This window comes from Thermomonas sp., from assembly GCF_047606765.1.
Classification (GTDB): domain Bacteria; phylum Pseudomonadota; class Gammaproteobacteria; order Xanthomonadales; family Xanthomonadaceae; genus Thermomonas.
The window spans coordinates 12,366-30,044 of sequence record NZ_JASGED010000127.1 but is presented as its reverse complement, the minus strand read 5'-3'; the positions used below and the strand labels follow the sequence as shown (position 1 = coordinate 30,044).

The 17,679-nt window shown below is 65.2% G+C and carries 14 protein-coding genes; 3 read left to right on the top strand and 11 right to left on the bottom strand.

Annotated features, from left to right (window positions below):
- The first annotated feature begins 24 nt into the window (after window positions 1-24).
- Window positions 25-3,075 carry a TonB-dependent receptor domain-containing protein gene (locus tag QM612_RS11925; RefSeq protein ID WP_415254098.1) on the top strand — a complete coding sequence of 1,017 codons (3,051 nt, stop codon included), beginning with the start codon at window positions 25-27 and terminating at the stop codon, window positions 3,073-3,075.
- Between the two features lie 54 nt (window positions 3,076-3,129).
- On the opposite strand, the gene QM612_RS11920 is transcribed toward QM612_RS11925, so the two are convergent.
- From QM612_RS11920 to QM612_RS11910, 3 genes are all read right to left on the bottom strand, one after another.
- Window positions 3,130-3,696, bottom strand: a complete 567-nt coding sequence (locus QM612_RS11920) for a lysophospholipid acyltransferase family protein (protein ID WP_415254110.1) — start codon at window positions 3,694-3,696, stop codon at window positions 3,130-3,132.
- Between the two features lie 53 nt (window positions 3,697-3,749).
- The gene (gene arfB / locus QM612_RS11915) at window positions 3,750-4,163 is read right to left on the bottom strand and encodes an alternative ribosome rescue aminoacyl-tRNA hydrolase ArfB (RefSeq protein WP_415254097.1); all 414 of its coding nucleotides are present in this window, start codon (window positions 4,161-4,163) and stop codon (window positions 3,750-3,752) included.
- 103 nt (window positions 4,164-4,266) lie between these two features.
- Window positions 4,267-5,016, bottom strand: coding sequence for a pseudouridine synthase (locus QM612_RS11910; RefSeq protein WP_415254109.1), 750 nt, complete (start codon window positions 5,014-5,016; stop codon window positions 4,267-4,269).
- A gap of 50 nt (window positions 5,017-5,066) precedes the next feature.
- On the opposite strand from QM612_RS11910, the gene QM612_RS11905 reads away from it, so the two are divergent.
- Window positions 5,067-7,838: a M16 family metallopeptidase gene (locus QM612_RS11905; RefSeq protein WP_415254096.1), complete on the top strand. Its 2,772-nt coding sequence runs from the start codon at window positions 5,067-5,069 to the stop codon at window positions 7,836-7,838.
- A 125-nt stretch (window positions 7,839-7,963) separates the two neighbouring features.
- On the opposite strand, the gene QM612_RS11900 is transcribed toward QM612_RS11905, so the two are convergent.
- The 5 genes from QM612_RS11900 to oleC form a co-directional block, all read right to left on the bottom strand.
- Window positions 7,964-8,902: a cation diffusion facilitator family transporter gene (locus QM612_RS11900; protein ID WP_415254095.1), complete on the bottom strand. Its 939-nt coding sequence runs from the start codon at window positions 8,900-8,902 to the stop codon at window positions 7,964-7,966.
- Window positions 8,903-8,967: 65 nt separating this feature from the next.
- A complete protein-coding gene (gene ubiB / locus QM612_RS11895) occupies window positions 8,968-10,620 on the bottom strand; it encodes a ubiquinone biosynthesis regulatory protein kinase UbiB (protein WP_415254094.1) in 1,653 nt (550 codons plus the stop codon).
- Complete coding sequence (locus QM612_RS11890; protein ID WP_415254093.1) at window positions 10,617-11,255, bottom strand: SCP2 domain-containing protein; 639 nt, start codon at window positions 11,253-11,255, stop codon at window positions 10,617-10,619. Before QM612_RS11890 ends, ubiB begins: the two co-directional genes overlap by 4 nt.
- Before the next feature lie 157 nt (window positions 11,256-11,412).
- Entirely contained in the window at window positions 11,413-12,411 is a 999-nt protein-coding gene (oleD, locus tag QM612_RS11885) for a 2-alkyl-3-oxoalkanoate reductase (RefSeq protein ID WP_415254092.1), read from the bottom strand.
- The gene (oleC, locus tag QM612_RS11880) at window positions 12,408-14,072 is read right to left on the bottom strand and encodes an olefin beta-lactone synthetase (protein ID WP_415254091.1); all 1,665 of its coding nucleotides are present in this window, start codon (window positions 14,070-14,072) and stop codon (window positions 12,408-12,410) included. The genes oleD and oleC overlap by 4 nt, the downstream gene beginning before the upstream one ends.
- 27 nt (window positions 14,073-14,099) lie before the next feature.
- Here oleC and QM612_RS11875 point away from each other — a divergent pair, with 27 nt between their 5' ends.
- Entirely contained in the window at window positions 14,100-14,504 is a 405-nt protein-coding gene (locus QM612_RS11875; protein ID WP_415254090.1) for a YkgJ family cysteine cluster protein, read from the top strand.
- On the opposite strand, the gene QM612_RS11870 is transcribed toward QM612_RS11875, so the two are convergent.
- From QM612_RS11870 to QM612_RS11860, 3 genes are all read right to left on the bottom strand, one after another.
- A complete protein-coding gene (locus QM612_RS11870; RefSeq protein ID WP_415254108.1) occupies window positions 14,501-15,412 on the bottom strand; it encodes an alpha/beta fold hydrolase in 912 nt (303 codons plus the stop codon). The two genes, QM612_RS11875 and QM612_RS11870, sit on opposite strands and share 4 nt — an antisense overlap.
- 11 nt (window positions 15,413-15,423) lie before the next feature.
- On the bottom strand, window positions 15,424-16,479 hold the full coding sequence (locus QM612_RS11865; protein ID WP_415254089.1) for an STAS-like domain-containing protein: 1,056 nt from the start codon (window positions 16,477-16,479) through the stop codon (window positions 15,424-15,426).
- Window positions 16,480-16,624: 145 nt separating this feature from the next.
- Window positions 16,625-17,641 (bottom strand): 3-oxoacyl-ACP synthase III, encoded by a 1,017-nt coding sequence (locus QM612_RS11860; RefSeq protein WP_415254088.1) that lies wholly within the window; start codon window positions 17,639-17,641, stop codon window positions 16,625-16,627.
- Between the last annotated feature and the right edge of the window lie 38 nt (window positions 17,642-17,679).

Here is a 17,679-nt window from a genome sequence, read left to right as displayed (position 1 = left end):
TCGCGCACCTGGGGAAACACCTGCATGAAACCGTCACGTCCGTTGCGCACCCTGCTGCTGTCCCTGGCCTGTTCCGCCGCGCTTGCCGCGCAGGCGCAGACCGCCACCCGCATCGACATTCCCGCTGGCGATCTTGCCGCCGCACTGGACGCCTACGCGCGCCAGAGCGGCACCCAGCTGGTCTATCGCGCCGACCAGCTCAAGGGCGCACGCAGCGCCGGGCTGCAGGGCCAGTCCGCATCGCCACAGGCACTGGACGCATTGCTCAAGGGCAGCGGCTTCAGCGCCCGCCGTGATGCCTCCGGCGCAGTGGTGATCGTCCCCGCCACCGCGCAGGCAAAGCCGGCAACACCCGCACCGGCACCCGCCCCGCAGCAAACCACCGACGAAACGCCGGTCGCCAACCTGGAAACCGTCCTGGTCACCGGCTCGCGCATCCCGCGCGCGCAGATCGAAGGGCCTTCGCCGATCACCGTGATTACCGCCGAGCAGATCAGCGCCCAGGGCTTCACCACCATGCCGGACGTGATGCGGTCGATGACCCAGAACAACGGCGCGACCCAGAGCCCGCAGTCGATCAGCAACTCCGACTTCACCCCCGGCGCGCAGCAGGTGGACCTGCGCGGCCTGGGCCCGAACCACACCCTGGTGCTGGTCAACGGTCGCCGCCTGGCCGACTTCCCGCTGCCGATGGACGGCGGCGTGAGCGCCACCGACATCTCCAGCATCCCGCTGGGCATGGTGGAGCGGATCGAGGTGCTCACCGGCAGCGCATCGGCCATCTACGGTTCCGATGCGGTGTCCGGCGTGGTCAACATCATCCTGAAGAAGCAGGCCGACGGCCTGACCATGAACTTCCGCTACGGCGGCACCGAGCTTGGCGGCGGCGAATCCTACAACCTGACCCTGGCCGGCGGCTTCTCGCGCGGTGGCCTCAACGCGCTCATGGGCGTGGAGCTCAACGAGCAGAAACCGTTGTGGGGCTATCAGCGCGATCGCCAGGATTCCTCCAGCGACATCGCCGACTACGACAACTACTACAGGCCGGTGGACTACTTCGCCCGCAGCGACTGGTACGACAGCTGGCTCGACCCCGGCGAAGCGGCCTGCAACGACACGGGCAGCAGCGACTCGTATTACGTCACCGACAATCGCTATGGCGAGTCCTACTGCGGCAGCGATACTGCCGTCGCATTGCGCACCATCATCCACCAGCGCCGTGGCATCACCGCCTATGGCTCCTTCAGCTACCAGTTCGACGGCGGCACTGAATGGTTCGCCGACGTGCAGCTTGGCTACCAGAAGATGAAGCAGCTCGGCCGCCTGCCCACCTGGGAAACGGCGCAGACCGACGCCATCACCGACTACTTCTTCAACCAGAGCACCGACCAGCTCGAATGGTGGCGTCGCCGGTTCACGCCCGAAGAACTGGGTGGCGTGGAGAACAGCTTCACCAAGACCACGAGCAAGACCATCGCCCTGAGTACCGGGTTCCGTGGCAGTTTCAGCGAGGACTGGGACTACGAGGCAGCACTCAGCTACTCGCTGTACAAGACGCAGGTGAGCTGGCCGCGCATCCTTTCCGACGTGGCGAACGACTACTTCATGGGCCCGCAGCTGGGCACGGATGACGATGGCTATCCCATCTACGCCGGCGACCTGACCCGCTTCTACACGCCGCTGACCACCGAGCAGCTGGACTCGATGCTGGCGCACATCGTGTACAACCCCGAATCGCACAACGAGACCCTGTCGTTCACGGTGACCAATGGGAACCTGTTCGACCTGCCCGGCGGCACGGCGGGCATCGCCGTGACGGCCGAATTCGGCAACCAGGGCTACGACCTGAACCCCGACCCCAAGGCCACCGGCGATTCGTTCTATTACTGGGGCTGGAAGGATCAGGATGGCCACGGCAACCGCAACCGCTGGGCGCTTGCCAGCGAACTGCGCATGCCGGTGCTGGACACCCTGAACCTGAGCGTGGCCGCTCGCTACGACCAGTACCGCTATTCCGGGCGTCACCAGGGCAAGCTGACCTACAGCGGCGGTCTGGAATGGCGACCGATTGAATCGCTGCTGATCCGTGGCTCCTACGGCACCGCGTTCCGCGCGCCGGAACTGCACCACCTGTACGCCGGCAAGGGCTCCGTTGACAGCGGCGGCATCGACTACTACCGCTGCGCCACCGAACAACCAGATACGCCGTTCGACGAGTGCGACTTCTCCGACGAGAGCTTCCAGCTGGATCGCAGCGGCGACCTGACCTTGAAGCCCGAAACCAGCACCTCCTGGACCGCGGGCGTGGTGTGGTCGCCGATGCCGGAGCTGGATTTCGCCGTGGACTGGTACAACATCGACATGCGCAACCAGACCCAGTCGCTGGGCGTGAACAAGATCCTGCAGGACGAATACGATTGCCGCCTTGGCATCGACCAGGATCCCGACTCGCAGTTCTGCGCCGACACCATCGCGCGCGTGGTGCGCACCGGTGCCGACAACCACATCGCCTCGGTCCATGGCGGCTACGTGAACATCGGCATGGAGCGCACCAGCGGCCTGGATGTCAGCGCCAACTATCGCCTCGAAACCGCGCTGGGCAAGTTCCGTTTCTCCGCCAACTACACCCGCGTGAGTTCACACGAGCGCAAGGATGCCCCCGACGCGGCGCTGGTGGACATGCTCGCCATCAACAGCGGCTACGACATCCCGCGCGACAAGTTCAACGCCAGCATCGGCTGGGAGCGCAACGGCTGGGACGCCACGCTGTACGCATCACGCCTGGGCAAGATCCCCACCGACGAGAACTTCTACTACCAGGACTGGGACGAGGACTACCTGCCGGACGTTGAGGACTACCTGCCCGCCACCTGGCGCTACAACGCATCGGTGGGCTACAAGCTCAACGACCATGCCCGCGTCTCGCTGGCCGTAAACAACCTGACCAACGCCATGCCGCCACGGGACTTCAGCAACATCGATTACCCGTTCTACAACTTCAACTGGTACGACACGATCGGCCGCGCCTACTACCTGAACATCACCTGGAAGCTGGGCGGCACGCCGCTGGACTGATCCACGACACCTCGCAACGATGAAGCCCCGGCACTGCCGGGGCTTTTTTGTGGTTCAGTCCTGCGGCTGCGTCACGTCGTGATTGCGGCCCTTGAACGGCGCGTACCAGCGCTGGATGCGGGCGATGTCGGCCTGCATGTCATCGCCGAGCACGAACGGCGGGCCGATGCCGATCACCTTGTTGGCGTAATCGAAATACGCGGGGATCACCGGCACGCCGGCACCGTGCGCGATATGCCAGAACCCCGGCTTCCAGCGCGCAACGCGCTTGCGCGTGCCTTCCGGCGCAATCGCGTACCACATGCAATCCGCGCCACGCAGCGCATCCACGGCCTGCCCCACGATGCCATGCGCAGCGCTGCGATCCACCGGGATCACGCCCTGCCAGCGCAGGAAGGCACCGACCAGCGGAATGTGGAACAGGCTGTGCTTGCCGAGGATCGACAGCTTCACGCCCAGCGCCAGCTTGGCGGCAAAGCCCCAGATGCCATCCCAGTTCGACGAATGCGGCGCGGCGATCACCACCGCCTTCGGAATGTCGGGGAATGCGCCTTGCATGCGCCAGCCACCCGCACGCAGCAGCATCCGCCCCAGCCACTGCATGAAACGGTTGCGCGGCATGTGTGGTGCGCTCGCAGGCAGCGCCAGCACCACATCATCATGTCGATTCGCGTTCAATCCCAGTTCCGCCCCGTGCGCCCCTGCTTGATGCTCGCACGCCCGCGCTTTTCGCCCAGGCGGCGCTCCTTTGCGCCGCGCGAAGGCTTGGTCGCGATGCGCGGTTTCGGAACATGCAATCCCGTTTCGATGAAGCTTGCCAGCCGCAGCCGCGCATCCTCGCGGTTGCGCTCCTGCGTGCGGAAGCGCTGCGCATTGATGACGAACACGCCGTCCGCCGTCATCCGCCGGTCACGCTTGCCCAGCAGGCGTTCGCGCACGACATCCGGCAGTGATGGCGAATTGGCGATGTCGAAACGCAGCTCCACCGCCGTCGCCACCTTGTTGACGTTCTGCCCACCCGGGCCCGACGCGCGCACGAAGCGTTCGATCAGTTCATCGTCATCAATGTGGAGGTGGCCGGCTTGCATGCGGGGATTGTATCGGGCCAACGGTTGTCCCTCTCCCCATCCACGGTGGGGAGAGGGTGCCGAAGGCGGGTGAGGGGCGCTTTTACGCGATGCGTGATGCCCCTCATCCGCCTTCGGCACCTTCTCCCCGCGAGCGGGGAGAAGGAACATCAACGCCGAACAAATCCAACGCCTTCTGGAACTGCGCATCCGGCGGCGCGATGGCTTCGATGCGCGCGCCGGTATGCGGATGCGTGAACGCCAGCCTGCGCGCGTGCAGCAGCATGCGATGGATGCCGAGCATGCGGAAATTGCGGTTGTGGTGGCCATCGCCATGGCTGCTGTCGCCAATCAGGTGATGGAAGCTGTGCTTCAGATGCCGCCTGATCTGGCGGAAGCGGCCCGTGCGCGGCGATGCACGCAGCCACGCATAGCGTGACGTTTCAAAACCGGATGAGGGCATCGGCAATTCGCAGGTCGCCAGCACTTCGAAATCGGTGATCGCCTCTTTCTTCAGCGGCTTGCCGGGGCCACCGTCCAGCGGATGATCGACGGTGAATGCAGATTCGGCGGGCCAGCCACGGCAGATCGCCCAATAGTCTTTCTCGACCTCGTGCGACATCAGGGTCTTGCCCAGCGCGGATGCCGTTTCGCGATCAAACGCCAGCAACAGGCAACCGCTGGTGGCGCGGTCAAGCCGATGGACAAGGAAGATCGGGCGGCCGAACTGTTCGCGCAGGCGGTCGGCGGCGAAGTCGGTTTCGCCACGCGCCAATGCACTGTCATGCACCATCAGCCCGGCAGGTTTGCACACCACGGCAAGCGCATCGTCTGCAAACAGTACGGGCAGGGAGGTTGATGCGTCCGGTGACATCGGCAGCGCTTCGTTTAGACTTGCGCGCATTTTCACCCATGGACAGACCAATGAAGCACCCGCGCCTGCACGCCCTCGCCCTTGCCTGCCTGATCGCACTGCCCGGTGCCGCCTTCGCCGACAACATCGCGCTGCCGAAAGGCACCAGCGCCGTTGCGTGCGTGGAGGGCATCTGCGAATACCGCCTGCACAACGGTCTGCGCGTGCTGCTGTTCCCCGACAGCAGCAAGCCCACGGTCACCGTCAACCTGACCTATCTGGTCGGCTCGGTGCATGAAAATTACGGCGAAACCGGCATGGCCCATCTGCTGGAGCATCTGCTGTTCAAGGGCACGCCGACCCACGGCGACATTCCCGGCGAGTTGAAAAAGCGCGGCGCAAGCTTCAACGCCACCACCTCGCTTGACCGCACCAACTATTTCAGCAGTTTCCCCGCCAACGACGAAACGCTGGACTTCGTGCTGAAGCTGGAAGCCGACCGCATGCTCAATTCCTTCGTCGCCAAGAAGGACCTGGACAGCGAGATGACCGTGGTGCGCAACGAGATGGAGCGCAACGAAAACAATCCCGGCAGCGTGCTGAGCCAGCGCCTGCGTTCCACCGCCTACCTCTGGCACAACTACGGCAACACCACCATTGGCGCGCGCAGCGACGTGGAGCAGGTGCCGATCGACCGCCTGCAGGCGTTCTACAAGACCTGGTACCAGCCCGACAACGCGGTGCTGGTACTGGCTGGGCGTTTCGATGCGCAAAAAGCGCTGGCCGACATCGCAAAGCTCTTTGGCCCATTGAAGAAGCCGGCGCGCGTGCTGCCTGCGGCATACACCATCGAGCCGACGCAGGATGGCGAACGTGAAGTGGTGGTGCGTCGCAGTGGCGACATCCGCATCACCAGCCTTGCCTACCATGTGCCCGCTGCGACCCATCCGGACACGCCGGCACTGATCGCGCTGGGCAACATCCTGTCGCACACGCCGGGTGGCCGCCTGCACAAGGCACTGGTGGAATCCAAGCTGGCTGCAGGTGCGGGCGGCGGCAGCGGCGCGATGCGCGAACCCGGCCTGTTCAACTTCGTCGTGGTGGTGCCGAAGGATGGCGATGCCGCCAAGGCCGAAGCCGAACTGCTGAAGCAGGCCGAGCACATCGCCGAAACGCCGATCACCGAAGCGGAACTGGCCGATGCCAAGCAGCGCTTCGCCAACAACTACGAACTGTCCTTCAACGATGTCAACGCGGTGGGCATGGCGATGTCGGAATACATGGCCGCTGGCGACTGGCGGCTGTGGTTCGTGCTGCGCGATGCGATGGAGAAGGTCACGCTGGATGACGTGAACCGGGTGGCGAAGACCTACCTGATCCCGAGCAACCGCACGCTGGCCCGCTTCGTCCCCACCGACAACGCGGTGCGCGCGACGATCACCGACGCACCGCCGGTTGCCACGCTGGTCGATGGCTACAAGGGCCGCGAAGCGGTGCAGGCCGGCGAAGCCTTCGATCCCTCGCCGGCCAACATCGCCGCACGCACCGAAGTCTTCACCATCGGCGACAAGCTGACGGTGTCGCTGCTGCCGAAGAAGACGCGCGGCGGCACCGTGGTGTTCGATGCCGACTTCCGCTTTGGCGACGTGGACTCCCTGCGCCGCAGCCCGGCATCTGCCGCCAACTTCATCGGCAGCATGCTGATGCGCGGCAGCAAGACCATGACCCGCGCGCAGATCGACAAGCGCTTCGAGGAACTCAAGACCAGCGCCAACGTCAGCGGCAGCGGCATGGGTGCCAGCATCGGCCTGCAGACACGGCGCGGCGAACTGGCCGAGGCACTGACGCTGGCTGCCGACATCCTGCGCAATCCCGCGTTCCCGGAAAGCGAGTTCGAACAGTTGCGCATGCAGGCGATCACCGGCCTTGAAGCCGCGCGCAAGGAACCGGGCACCGTCGCCGGGCAGGCCATGGGCAAGGTGTTCGATCCGTGGCCGGCGGACCATCCGTTCCGCCATCGCAGCATCGACGAGCAACTGGCCGAGCTGAAGGCCCTGAAGCTGGACGATGTGCGCGCCTACCATCGCGATGTGTATGGCACCACCGAAGGCCAGATCGCCATCGTCGGCGACTTCGACCCGGCCACGATCAAGCCGCTGCTGGAAACGCTGTTCGCCGGCTGGAAGCCGGGCGTGGCGCATGCTCCGGTGCCCACGCACTACACCGATGTCGCCGCGCGCCGCGAAGCCTTCGAAACGCCGGACAAGACCAGCGCGGTGTACATGGCCCGCCACAACCTGCCGCTGAACGACGACGACCCGGACTACGCGGCGTTGCTGGTTGCCAACAACATCTTCGGCAGCGGTGGCCTGAAGTCGCGCCTGGGCGACCGCGTGCGCCAGAAGGATGGCCTGAGCTACGGCATCGGCAGCGGCATCAGCGCCGACAGCAGCCGCGACAACAAGGACGATGCCGGCAGCTTCAGCATCCAGGCCATCGCCGCGCCGCAGAACATGGACAAGCTGGAAGTGGCGGTGCGCGAGGAACTGGCACGCTTCGTCAAGGACGGCATCACTGCGGATGAACTGAAGGACGCAGTGAGCGGCATCCTCACCCAGCGTGAGCAGGCGCGTGCCAGCGACGGCACCGTGGCCGGCATGCTGAACTCCGATGCCTACCTTGGCCGCAAGATGCTGGAACGCGCGCAGTTCGACGACGAGTTGCGCGCGCTGACCGTGGACAAGGTGAACGCCGCGATCCGCAAGTTCTTCAAGCCGGAGCAGTTGAGCGTGTTCGTGGCCGGTGATTTTGCGAACGCGAAGAAGGCAGCGCCGGCGAGGTAATGCTCTGGCTCGTCATCGATGCTTCGGGTCGTCATCCCGGCGAAAGCCGGGATCCAGCTCTTGTCCAGCTTTCCAAAACTGGATTCCGGCTTCCGCCGGAATGACGAGCCGGAATCGGAACCCGTTCAAGGATGCACATGCCCGCCGCAATGGCGGGCCTCCACCTGCAAGGTGGCGTGGCCGATGCCGAAGCGTTCCTGCAGCAGGTCTGCCAGCGCGATGCGCACCGCGTCTGCATCGCCGGCATCGTCCGCCAGCACCACATGCGCGGTGAGGATCGGCTCCTTCGAGCCAAGCGCCCAGACGTGCAGGTCATGGACTTCGGCCACGCCGGGCTGCGCGCGCATGGCCCCACGCACGGCATCGACATCGATCCCCACGGGCACGCCCTGCATCAGCACTTGTCCGGCTTCGCGCAGCAGCACCCATGTGCGCGGCAGCACCCACAGGCCGATCAAGATCGCGATGATCGGGTCAACCACCGTCCAGCCGGTGAAGCGGATGACCAGCGCGCCTGCAATCACGCCCAGCGAGCCGAGCATGTCGCTCCACACTTCCAGATACGCGCCTTTCACGTTGAGGCTTTCGCCCGCGCCAGCCGCCAGCAAGCGCATCGAAACCAGGTTGATGCACAGGCCCAGCACCGCGATCACCAGCATGGTGCCGGATGCCACAGGCTGCGGCGCACGGAAGCGGCCCACCGCTTCCCACAGGATGAAGCCGGCCAGCACGAACAGCAGGCCACCGTTGATGACCGCGCCAATCGCCTCCATCCGCGCATAGCCGTAGGTGCGCTTGGCATCCGCCGGCCTGCGCGCCATCCGCACCGCGAACAGCGCGATGCCCAGCGCGACTACGTCGGTCATCATGTGCGCGGCGTCGGACAGCAGCGCAAGGCTGTTGCTCAGCAACCCGCCGACCACCTCGGCCAGCAGGAAGCACAGGGTCAGCCCGAACGCGATCCACAGCGGCTTCTCGTGCCGGATGTTGCGCGGCACGTGGCTGTGACCATGCGCGTGGTCATGCGCGTGGTCGTGATCGTGGTGGTGATGCCCTGTACCCATCGTCGTGCAATCCGCGGAATGTCGTGCGAATCCTGCCCGCGCAGGCACGGGTTACACAATTTCAGCTAGCGTCGCGGCCACGCGGCAAGCAGCGCCCACACGCCACCAATGCCGGCAATCCAGGTGGCCACCGGCACGCCCGCAAACTGCGGCCCACCGGCTTCCAGCGCATACAGCACCGCCGCCACGATCAGCAGGCCAACGCCGAGGATCGCAGCGACCATGCGCTTCTGCAGCGCATTGAGCGAATGCGCAATATCGCGCACGTCCTGCGAACGCATCGCAAGCTCGTGCCGGCCATCGACCTGCTGCTTCAGCCACGCATGCAGCAGGCGCGGCATCTCCGGCGCGCGGGTCACGATCTCCGGAAGCTGCCGGCGGAACTCGCTGGCCAACCTCTGCGGGCTGTAGCGTTCGACGAGGATTTTTTCCAGCACCGGGCGCGCCACCGCCCAGATGTCGATCTTTGGATCCAGCTGGCGGCCCACGCCTTCGATGTTGAGCAGGGTTTTCTGCAACAGGATCAATTGCGGTTGCAACGTGAGTTCGTAGCGCTGCGCGGTGCGAAACAGCTTGACCAGCACTTCGGCCAGCGAGATTTCGCTCAAGGGGCGGGTGAAATACGGCTCGCAGACCGCGCGCGCGGCGGCTTCCAGTTCGTCGATGCGGATGTACGACGGCATCCAGCCGGCCTGCACGTGCAATTCGGCGATGCGGCGATAGTCGCGGTTGAAGATCGCCATGAAGTTTTCGGCGAGCCAGTACTGGTCGTCGCTGGAGAGCTGACCCATGATCCCGAAGTCCAGCGCGATGAAGCGCGGATCGCGTTTGCGTTCGGGATCAACCCAGATGTTGCCGGCGTGTGCATCGGCGTGGAAGAAGTTGTCACGGAACACTTGCTGATAGAACACGCGCACGCCCTTGGCCGCCAGTTTCGCGCGGTCGATGCCGGCGGCATCCAGCGCGGCGATGTCATCGGACGGAATGCCGCGCACCCGCTCCATCGTCATCGCGCGTTCCGCCGTGTGCGTCCAGATCACCTCGGGCACGTACAGGTCGGGCGAGTCCTGCCAGTTGCGGCGCAGCACGCTGGCATTGCCGGCTTCGCGCTGCAAGTCCAGTTCCGCCGCCAATGTGTTTTCGATCTCGGCGACGATTTCCTTCGGGCGAATCTTGTCGGCGTTCGGATGGGTGCGATCCACGATGCCGGCCAGTACGCGCAGCAGCGCGATGTCGGCAGCGATCTGCTTGCCGATGCCGGGACGCAGCACCTTGACCACCACTTCGCGACCGCTATGCAGGGTGGCCGCATGCACCTGCGCGATGCTGGCGGAGGCCAGCGGTGTGGTGTCGAAATCCGCGTAGGCGGCATCGATGCGCTGGCCCAACGCTTCTTCCACCAGTGCGCGCGCCTGCTCGCCATCAAACGGGGCAACGCGATCCTGCAACAGCGTCAGTTCTTCGGCGATGTCCGGCGGCACCAGGTCACGGCGCGTGGAAAGAATCTGCCCGAACTTGACGAAGATCGGCCCCAGTTCCTGCAAGGCCAGGCGCAGGCGTGCGCCACGCGGTTGCGCCTCGATTTCCGCCGAAGCGCGCGGCACGAACGGACGCATCAGTTTCAACCAACGCTCGGCGGGCGTGCCGTCCAGCAGGGCATCCAGCCGGTAGCGCACCAGCACCCGGCCAATGCGCATCGCACGCAGCGCCGACTTCATGCGCCGGCTCCTTGCGCACGTTGCAGGCGGGCGATTTTTGCGGCGATGCGTTCCACGTCGTCACGCAATGCATCCACGTCGTCGTGGAAGGCGTCGAGTTCCGCGCGCGGCACCACGTCGCGGCTTTCCTCGGTCACGTATTCGGCAGCCGTTTCGGCAAGACTGCGGCCCGCGACCTGCGCCTGCTTCAGGCCGGCGGACACCGCCTTCGCCACCTGCACGCCGATCACGTCGCCGAATACCGCCACGAAGGGTTGCTGCCAGTCGGGGTCGAAACCCTGCGCCAGTTTCTGCAGGCGGCGTGCAAGTTCGGCATCGCCTTCGATGCGCAGCTTGCCCACCGGGGCGGCATCGCCACTTCTGAACATCGGGAGCTGGCCCAGCAGGCCAGCCAGCGTGGCGCGCACGCCAAGATCAGGTTCGTGCTGTGCATCGACAGGGCCGACGCGCAGTGCGTCGCCATCCACCATCACCTGCAAGGCCAGCGGTGGCGAGGTCAGGGTCAGTGCCACGCGCTGCCCGTCCAGCGGCTTCAATGCGGCGCAGGTGTCCTCGTCCAGCGCCAGCGCACGGTTGAGCGCGATTTCCAGCGCGCGGCCTGCGGGTTGCTTCCAGTTGAAGGGGGCGTTGGTCATGGGCGCATTGTAGATGGCTTCCATTTCCGGCAGAGGCCGAGCACGGCGTGTGGCTGGCGGGGGATGTGCAGAGCGGGCCAAGGATGGCCCGCGTCCGCCGCATCAGTCGTGGATGACTGGATAAGGCGGCTGTGCATCCCCGCCGGCCAGCACGCCATCATTGGTCAATCAGCGATGCCCGCAACCGCTCCAACCCTTCCGCAAAACTCACCTTCGGCACATAACCGAAGTCGCGCGTGGCCGGTGCCATCGAATACCAGTGCGTCGTGCTCAACTGTTCGGCAAGGAAGCGCGTCATCGGCGGCTCACCCTTCAGCGGCAGCGCATGCCACAGGCCTTCGCAGACCACGCCGATGGCATAGGCCGCGCGGAACGGCAGGGTCTTGTCCACCTGCGGCGCACCGGCCGCGGCCAGCAGGCCGTTGATGGTTTCGCGCGTGGTCCTGGGTTCACCATTGCTGATGAAGTAGGCCTTGCCCGCGCAGGCAGCACCGGGCGCGAGATGCTCGAAGGCGTCGAAATGCGCCTGCGCGGCATTGTCGATGTAAGTAGTGTCGATCAGGTTGTTGCCATCACCAACGAAACGCAGCCGGCCCGCCTTTGCGCGCTGTACGAGGCGCGGCAGGATTTGCTGATCGCCCGGCCCCCAGATCAGGCGCGGGCGCAGCGCGACGGTGGCGAGCGCCGCATCGTTCGCCGCCAGCACTTCCTTCTCCGCGATGGTCTTGGTCGTCGCGTAATGCGCCTGGAAGTTGTCGCCATAGGGCACGGTGTCTGCCGTACCGCCTTCCACCGGATGCGTGGCGCGATGGGTCACGCTGGGCGTGGAGGTGTAGACCAGCCTGCCGATACCGTGCGCGCGGCAGGCTTCCAGCACGTTCCGCGTGCCGACGACATTGGCGCTGTGATAGCTGGCGTAACTGCCCCACGTGCCGGCTTTCGCCGCGTTATGGAATACGGCATCGAAACCACCGGCAAACGCGGCCATCACCGCATCGTGGTCGCCAAGATCGCCACGTAGCTGGCGCACGCCGATGGCGTCCAGCGCCGGGTAGTGGCTGCGGTTGTAGCTGGTCACTGCATGCCCGCGTTCGACCAGACCACGGCAGAGCGCCTGCCCGAGAAAACCGCCACCGCCGGTCACCAGGATCCTCATTGCTGCATCTCCAATTGCCGCGCCGCCCATGCCGCCAGTTTCTCGCGCCCGATCTTGGCGTTGTGGCGAATATCGACCGGGAATGGTTCTGCGTGATGCAGGAACGCACCCACGCGCGCGGTATGCGGGAAGCTGGCCGCGACATGGCGCAGTTCATCCGCCACTTCGGCAGGGTTTGCGTGGCTGCCCGGCTTCAGTTCGAAACACAGCACGGCTGTCTGCGCGCGCAGCGGCCCCAGGCCGACCAGCGCGGTGCGCAACACCTGCGGATGCGTGTTGAACACCGGCTCGATCTGCTCGGTACACAACAGGGTGATGGCATCGGTTTCCACCCGTTGTGACTTGCGCCCGCAGAACCACAGCCGGCCTTCGGCATCGAAATAACCAAGATCGCCCATGCGATGGACGATGCGCGTGCTGCCATCCGGCAGCCTTTCGTGAATCTTCGCCAGCGCGGTCTGCGCGTCGCGGTTGAAATAACTGTCGGTGGCGCTGGGGCCGGCGACGGTGATTTCACCGACGATGCCGGGCACTACGAGAAGATCGTCCGACCATTCGACGATGGCCGCGTCATCGATGCGGATGATGCGCACCTCATTGGGCAGCACCGCACGACCCACGCAGGTACCCGCGCCGGTTTCGGTACGTGCGCGCAGGGTCAGCAATTCGCGGCCTTCGATCACCGCCACCGGCAGGCATTCGGTCGCGCCATACGGCGTCCAGAATTGCGCATCGTGTGGCAGCAGTTCCAGCATGCGTTGCACTACATCGGGCGGCACCGGCGCGCCAGCGGATGTCACGCGCTTCACCGTGGGCAGTTTTTCGCCATGCGCCGCCAGCACTGCCATCAAGGCAGGCGAGCCGAACAACTGGGTCACGCCGAAGCGTTCGATGGCTGCATGCAGCTTGCGCGGGTCGGCCTTCGCCGGGCGCGTGGGGTCCATGTCCGGGATGATGCTGGTCAGGCCCAGCGCCGGATCGAACAATGCGAACGGCGGGAAGGTGGGCAGGTCGATGCCGCCGGGCGCGATGCCGAACGCATCGCCCAGCATCGCGATCTGCGCGACGAAGTGACGATGCCGATAGACCACGCCCTTCGGCACGCCGGTGCTGCCGCTGGTGAACAGGATGCCGGCCACGTCATCGCCATCGGTCGCTGCCAGTTGCGATCCCGCGCCTGCACCTTCGGCTTCGATCTGCGCCAGCGTGGCATCGGCCAGCAGCGCGAACCTGCCGGTGGTGATGCGCAAGCGTGCCGCCTTCGCCCAGCCCAGCAGCGCCTTCGCCAGCATCGCAAGTGGAATGCCGATGAACGCAGCAGGCGCAGCCTCATCCAGGCATTGCTTCAATGCGCGCTTGTCGATGCCGGGATCGACCAGCACCGGCACCGCGCCCACCTTGAACAGCGCGAACATCAGCAGGAAAAACGCCGGCGTGGGCCGCACCATCACCACCGTGCGGGTGCCGCGCGTGATGCCGCGTTTGGCGAGTCCTGCAGCGATTGCATCGCTGCGCGCGTCCAATTGCGCATAGGTCAGCGACACGTCATAACGCCCATTGCGACCGGGGCAGCGCATCGCCACCTGATCGGGGCGTTCGCGCGCAAGGCGCGGCAATGCGGCGGCGATATTGCAGACGTCTGTGCGGGGCGCTTCGCTCATGACGCCATTGTCGCCGACAATGGGCGCATGTCCGCCACCCATCCCTGCCTGACCTGCGGTGCCTGCTGCGCCTACTTCCGGGTGAGCTTCCACTGGTCGGAAGCCGATCCCGCGCTGGGCGGCGTGGTGCCATTCGAGTTGACCGAACCGCTGCGCACCCACGAGCGCGCGATGCGTGGCACCTCGCAGGCCCACCCGCGCTGCATCGCGCTGGATGCCGACATCGGCCGCTACAGCCGCTGCACCATCCACGACAGGAGGCCCTCGGTCTGCGCATTGGTGCCGGCCAGCTGGGAGTTCGGCGCGGCCAGCGCGCAATGCGACAAGGCGCGCATCGCACATGGTTTGCCGGCGCTCACGCCTGCGGATTGGTCTGGTGTGGACGAGGCGATGAAGAACCCGCTGCCCGCAGTGTTGAATCAAGCCAGTTAAAATCGGGCCAGCGGATTGGCGTCGAGGAAAGCGCGAATCTTCGGCACCAAGGCTTCGTGCTTGTCTTCCAGCGCGTAGTGGCCTGCATCCTCGAACGCATGCACTTCGGCATTTGGCAGCGCCGCGCGGAAGCCATCGAGGAAGTGTTTGTCGAACACGAAATCGCGCAAGCCCCAGCCGATGAATACCGGACGGTCCGCATAGCCAGGCAGCGCCTGCGCACTTGCCTGCACCAGCGGCATCGCGCGGTCGCCTGCGTGGAGCGGGATGTCCTGCATGAAGCGCAGGGTGGAGATCGCCTTGTCCCAGCCGTCATACACACCGGCGTAAGCCGCGCGCACGTCCTTCGACAATGTGCGTTTTGTGCCGAACCACGCCGCGCCACGTGCGAACAGATTGAAGCGGCGGATCAGCCAGCCGCCGAAACGCGAATCACGCCCCATCGCCAGCCGCATCGGGAAACGCTTGGCCTTTGGCAACGGAAATGCGGCAGTGTTGGTGATGACCAGACGCCTGATGCGTGAAGGATCACGCAGCGCCCAGCCGAAGCCAATCATCCCGCCCCAGTCGTGGACCGCCAGCGTCACCGGGCCGTTGATGCCAAGATGCTGCAGCAACGCATCCACGTCATCGATGCGCGATTGCAGCGTGTAGTCATAACTGGGCGATGCCGACGGCGCATCGTCCGGCCTGTCGCTCAGGCCCATGCCGACGTGATCCGGCACGATGCAGCGGTATCGATCCGACAAGCCTGACACCAGATGCCGCCAGTAGAAACTCCACGACGGATTGCCGTGCAGCATGACGATCACGTCGCCATCGCGCGGGCCTTCGTCCAGATACGACATGGCGATGCCGGGGCGCACGTCTAAACGCTGCGGTGTGAAGGGGTAGTCGGGAAAGTTCAAGGCGCGTCCTGTCATTGCAATGGCGGCAACTGGCCGTTTTGTTCGTCACGCAGGGCCTGTGCGCGACGGATCATCTGCTGCACGCCCGGCGTTGCATCGGCGTGCAGCAGTTCCACATCCGGATGCGCGTTGGCGAACACGCGGAAAATTTCGTCGGCAAAGGCCTGACCGATGCCTCCGACCTCGGCGAAATCCAGCACCACGTGGCGGAAACGCTCGACCCGCTGCAACAGGCGCTTGGCCTGCGAGCGCGAGATCAGGTTTTCATCGCCCACCTTTGCCAGCCGCACCGGCACCACGGTGCGCGCGAATGCGTAGTCGTCCGGGCCGCTGGAGTATTCGGCGAACACCGCTTCGACCGTGCGCGGCGAATCCGTGGACACCTGCATCTCCACGCGCGTACCGGCAACATCGCGGGTGTCATCCAGCAGGTCGAGGTCGTACTGCATGTCATGGTCGAACACCAATCCACCCGATTCGATCCGGTAGATATCGAACATGCGCGAGGTGAAGAAAATGCCCTCGCCACTATGACGCTGCGGGTCGGTGGTCAGCTTGCCCTTGGACAGCTCCAGCGGCACGAGACGCTCGTCCGGCAGATCCAGCACGCGGGTGATCTTGCGGAAGATGCCCATGCCATCGTCGGCCACCACGAACCGCAACTGCCCGCCGCTGCATTCCATCGCAACGGACACGACATGCGCCCCGGAGTGATCCACTGCGTTGTTCACCATCTCGGTGACGCCGTGATGGGCGATGTCCAGCACGTTGCGTGGCAGGTGTTCCAGCAGCGGCAGCAGGTCGCCAAACCAGACCCGGTCCTCGGCCAGCCCGGCGCGCGGATAGTCACGCACGCAACGCCGGTTCGCGCCCAGCGCATAGGTCGGCCGGGTGGAGCCATGCTTGACCAGATAGCCGCCCGCGACCAGCGCCCGCGCCCGCATGTTGACCCGCGACGGCGACAGACCCAGCTGGGCCGCCACCATCGCGACCAGATCGCGCGGATGCTCGGCCACCGCCCGCAGCAGGGCGGCATCGATTTCCGGGGAACGGCTGGGGCGGGCCATGCGCGGATTCTAGAATTAAAACGACTGATTCGCGAATTAACAGATTGAAATTCGCGAATTAACCGCATTCCATCTATATGGAATGGCTCGCAACCTTCTGTATTTCAAGGACTTTTGCGAAGAATCCCGCGCTGCATGGCGGCGTTCACCAAACCACTTCCGCCATCGAGCAGTTCAGGCCGGAGCCGATGCCCAGCAGCGCCACCCGGTCGCCTTTCTTCAGGCGGCCCAGTTCGCGCAGCTTGGACAGCACGATCGGCACAGATGCCGGGCCGATGTTGCCGTGTTCGCCGAAGATGGTCATGACTTTCTTCGGGTCGATGCCAATCGCCTTGGTGAAGGCGGCGGTATGCACCTTGCTGACCTGGTGGATGACGAACTGATCCAGCTCCTCGGACACCCAGCCCAGCGCCTGCTTGGCCGCGCCGAAGGTCTTCTGCGCCAGCTTGATACCTTCGATCAGCAGCATGCGGGTGTCGGTGACCATGCCGTCCAGGTTGCCGCGGCACAGCTTGTTCCACTCGGTGGCGGCGCGGGTGACGCCGCCCTTGTAGCGCGGTGCGCCGGGGGCGAGTTCGGCGCGGGCCAGCACCATCGCGGCGGCACCGGAGCCCAGGGTCAGTGTGGCCAGCTCGTTGCGGAACTGCTCCTCGGTGGCGTCCTCGCGGCCCAGACGCTCCAGGGTCTTCTCGTAGGCGAGGTTGGCGGTTTCGCCATCCACGATCAGGGCGTAGTCGATCTCGCCGCGCTCGATCATGCGGCTGGCGATGTCCATGCCGTTGATGAAGGCAAGGCAGGCATTGGCTACGTCGAAGTTCTGGCAGGTGTCGGGCAGGCCCAGGTTGCCGCTGACAATGCTGGCGGTCGAAGGCTCCAGGTAGTCGCGGCTGACCGAGGTATTGACCAGCAGGCCGACCTTGTCCGGGTCGATGCCGGCGTCGGCCAGTGCCTTCACGCCGGCCAGCGTCGCCACGTCGGAGGCCTGCACGTCTTCTTCCCACAGGTAGCGCGCATGGATGCCGGCGATCTCGCCGAGCACGTCGGTCTTGATGCCGAGGCGATCCAGCGTTGGCTTCAGCCGGATATTGATCTCCTCCGAGGACAGGCGGCGGGGGGCATCGATATGGGCCAGACCGGCGATGGCGACGTGTTGGAACAGCATGGGGCGGACTCGTGTGCGGGCGCTTTGCTGGCGCATGA